This is a genomic window from Prevotella sp. HMSC077E09, assembly GCF_001814685.1.
In the GTDB taxonomy this organism is placed as follows: Bacteria; Bacteroidota; Bacteroidia; order Bacteroidales; family Bacteroidaceae; genus Prevotella; species Prevotella oris.
In genome coordinates this window covers 7058-9665 of sequence record NZ_KV817598.1, presented here as the reverse complement: position 1 = coordinate 9665, position 2608 = coordinate 7058, and the positions used below count along the sequence as shown (strand labels likewise).

Below are 2608 nucleotides of genomic sequence, written 5' to 3'. Positions count from 1 at the left end.
AATTAAAGCGTTCCTCACTTACGCAGAAAACTGCTGACCAAAGCAACAGCCACACGAACGAAAATAATTCAGTTACCGAATACTGCACCATCGTTACCTACATCAAAATAGGGTAACACTCTGGTAACTGAACTTCTGCCTAAATCTGCATATTTCTGCCCTTTACAAACAGAGCAGTATTATGCCAATTCGTGTATTTCCTCCTCATTATCAGTTAGTTTACATCAATTTCGATATTTCTTCATTTTCATTGATTAGTTACATGGTAACTTGATGCAAGTTACACAGTAATCTGACGCAAGTTACACGGTAATCTGATGCAATACCCGCATATTCTCATTAGGATTATCAATGCAATAACCCTATCCGACAACAAAATAGTCGAAGAAACAGAACTTGACAAATGCTTTGCCTATGGCTATGGTGCGCATCACTTTTGGCCCATACATCGCAGATTATCCAATGGAGAGCCAAAGGGATGCAGATTATTAAAGGTTGAATTTTAAGATTATGAAGATGAATGTTTACAGAGTTCGAACGCAATACGTCTTTGAGGAAGTGTTTGAGATGGTTGCGGAAAGCAAGGAAGAAGCACGACAGAAAGTCCTGCAAAATTGCAGGTTAGTCATAGGAGGAAGCATTCACAACACTTTGCCTACTGATAAAATAAACAAGACTTTTGACAGATACCCTAACAAACGAATAAGCAGAATAATAAAAATATCTTTCTGAATAATAGCAAAAGCCACGCAAACCGAAAATTTGCGTGGCTTCTTTTCTTTTTCTTTGAACGAGTAGGCGACCAAAGAAAAAAAGTTGCAAGAAGTTAAAACTTAATACTAAAAAATTATTATTTTTGCAGATATATCAATAATTTATATCAATGGAGTTTATACATAGACAGGAAGAATTTATCTTCAAAGAATATCAAGCGCTTTTAGGTGATAATATAGCTGTCTCCCCAGATGGGTTACACTATTTGGGAGCTTTTTACTATACCAACGGTTACTGGGGCAGAGATTGTGGTGATGAAGAAGAGAAATGGTATCAGTATTGTAATCGAAAACGAGGGTTAGTTGTCCTTACCAAAGAGCTTAACGATGAAAAAGCATGGGATATTAGAGAAGAGCATGCTCGCAAGAATGGAATTGAAGAGCCAATGCCATCCATGCAATATCCATTTTATCGCAACCTTCGTCGTTGGATATACGGATTACTAAATATGAATAGTGATGGTCTAATCCCCGAATATCCACCAACAAACATCGCTCAAGAATGTTTTGAAACTAAACCCTGGGTAAGAGTAAATCTCAAAAAGGTTCCTGGAGGTAGTTCTATTGACAATGGTCTTTTGGATCAATATGTCGATAAATTTCGCAGTCCGTTATTGAAACAATTGGTTATATACAAGGACGCCTCTATTTATTTAGATTGCACACGCCGGCGTGGGATTGTTCTCTTGAGTGAATTATATCCAGACTTAAAGCCGTTTGGAGAAGGAAATGACAAATGGATATATTTCTCAGAAAAGCATCATTTCATTATAGTAAATTCTTATCATCCATCATATCGTCATTTTAGTGGAGGAGAAGAGGCATACTATAACAGGATGAGAAAAGCCATACGCTCTTTTTTTCAGGAGTATCCAGATTTCTTATAGCGGGAACTAACCCCTTATAAGATATAAAAAGCAGTGTACTCTCAACAGTGTCAAAGCTCTAATCCTTCATATTTTACCTCATTTGGATGACACGATTTTTTATCGTGTTGGCCAGATGAGGAACCTTTCTTCCGAGGTAAAGTTACATGCTTTCAAAATGTTTCCAAATTTTATTGCTAATTGTGTGATAGCTGAGACCAGTTGGCAAGTGGCATAGTTCACTTCTCACATATGTTCTGGTATGCCAGATACACAAGCTTTTCGAGAGAAGTATCGGACGGGAAGCCCCCTTGTTCTTTATTACCTTACATACCTGTCTGTAGTAGCCTTCAACGGCCTTAGTGGTGTATATCAGCTTACTTATAATCTGATCTGATCAGCCATACCTGCAAGGATCGTTTCGCGCTTTTTGACGGTCTGAGATTCAAAAGAACCGTCACGGTCACGAGAAGTTTCTTTTATTATTTTCTTCTTAAAAAACTTGCAAATGGGGGTCGTAATTTTGTATCTTTGCAAAAGGATAACAAATAATAATCTATTTCATGGAAAATAATCGTATGCAAAGGGGCAACATGGCTGCCCGTAACCACCGTGCCATGAACAAATCTGCGCTTCATGTGCGCTTTGAAATCTCGTTTCTCAACTCCTATGACATGACAATGCTGAGAGAAAAACATGGCATTGCAGGCTGGGGAATAGCTGTGTTCATGATGAAATATCTCATAGAGCGTCGCACCGGCTGCCGCGCCCCACTCTATGTTATATCTGAAATTGCCCATGCCTGCCATAAGAGTCAAAAGACTATTCTACAAATCATCAATGACTTTCCTTCGCTGTTCCAAATCAACAGCAACAACAAAGTACTTTTCAGTCCATATTTGCAGCAGTTTTTCGGCAATTATTCTGCAAATAATGAAAAGTCAAACAGAAGTTTAGATAAATTAACAA

Annotated in this window: 4 protein-coding genes and 1 pseudogene; 4 read left to right on the top strand and 1 reads right to left on the bottom strand. The window is 38.0% G+C overall.

Annotation, left to right across the window (positions count from 1 at the left end; all coding sequences use genetic code 11):
• Window positions 1–317 precede the first annotated feature (317 nt).
• The 3 genes from HMPREF2983_RS13690 (at window position 318) to HMPREF2983_RS12745 (ending at window position 1660) form a co-directional block, all read left to right on the top strand.
• Window positions 318–506: a hypothetical protein gene (locus tag HMPREF2983_RS13690; RefSeq protein ID WP_083316839.1), complete on the top strand. Its 189-nt coding sequence runs from the start codon at window positions 318–320 to the stop codon at window positions 504–506.
• A gap of 4 nt (window positions 507–510) precedes the next feature.
• Window positions 511–732: a hypothetical protein gene (locus HMPREF2983_RS14375; protein ID WP_070669050.1), complete on the top strand. Its 222-nt coding sequence runs from the start codon at window positions 511–513 to the stop codon at window positions 730–732.
• Window positions 733–883: 151 nt separating this feature from the next.
• Window positions 884–1660 carry a hypothetical protein gene (locus HMPREF2983_RS12745; protein WP_070669047.1) on the top strand — a complete coding sequence of 259 codons (777 nt, stop codon included), beginning with the start codon at window positions 884–886 and terminating at the stop codon, window positions 1658–1660.
• Window positions 1661–1759: 99 nt separating this feature from the next.
• Here HMPREF2983_RS12745 and HMPREF2983_RS14370 read toward each other — a convergent pair.
• A pseudogene (locus HMPREF2983_RS14370) lies at window positions 1760–2024 on the bottom strand (hypothetical protein); the annotation flags it as partial.
• 178 nt (window positions 2025–2202) lie between these two features.
• On the opposite strand from HMPREF2983_RS14370, the gene HMPREF2983_RS12740 reads away from it, so the two are divergent.
• Window positions 2203–2608 (top strand): Lin1244/Lin1753 domain-containing protein (locus HMPREF2983_RS12740; RefSeq protein WP_246829412.1); only part of this gene is annotated, 406 nt, incomplete at its 3' end.

Coding starts and splice junctions, on each gene's coding strand:
- HMPREF2983_RS14375 (WP_070669050.1), top strand. CDS start 511: ATGAAGATGAATGTTTACAGAGTTCGAACGCAATACGTCTTTGAGGAA.
- HMPREF2983_RS12745 (WP_070669047.1), top strand. CDS start 884: ATGGAGTTTATACATAGACAGGAAGAATTTATCTTCAAAGAATATCAA.
- HMPREF2983_RS13690 (WP_083316839.1), top strand. CDS start 318: ATGCAATACCCGCATATTCTCATTAGGATTATCAATGCAATAACCCTA.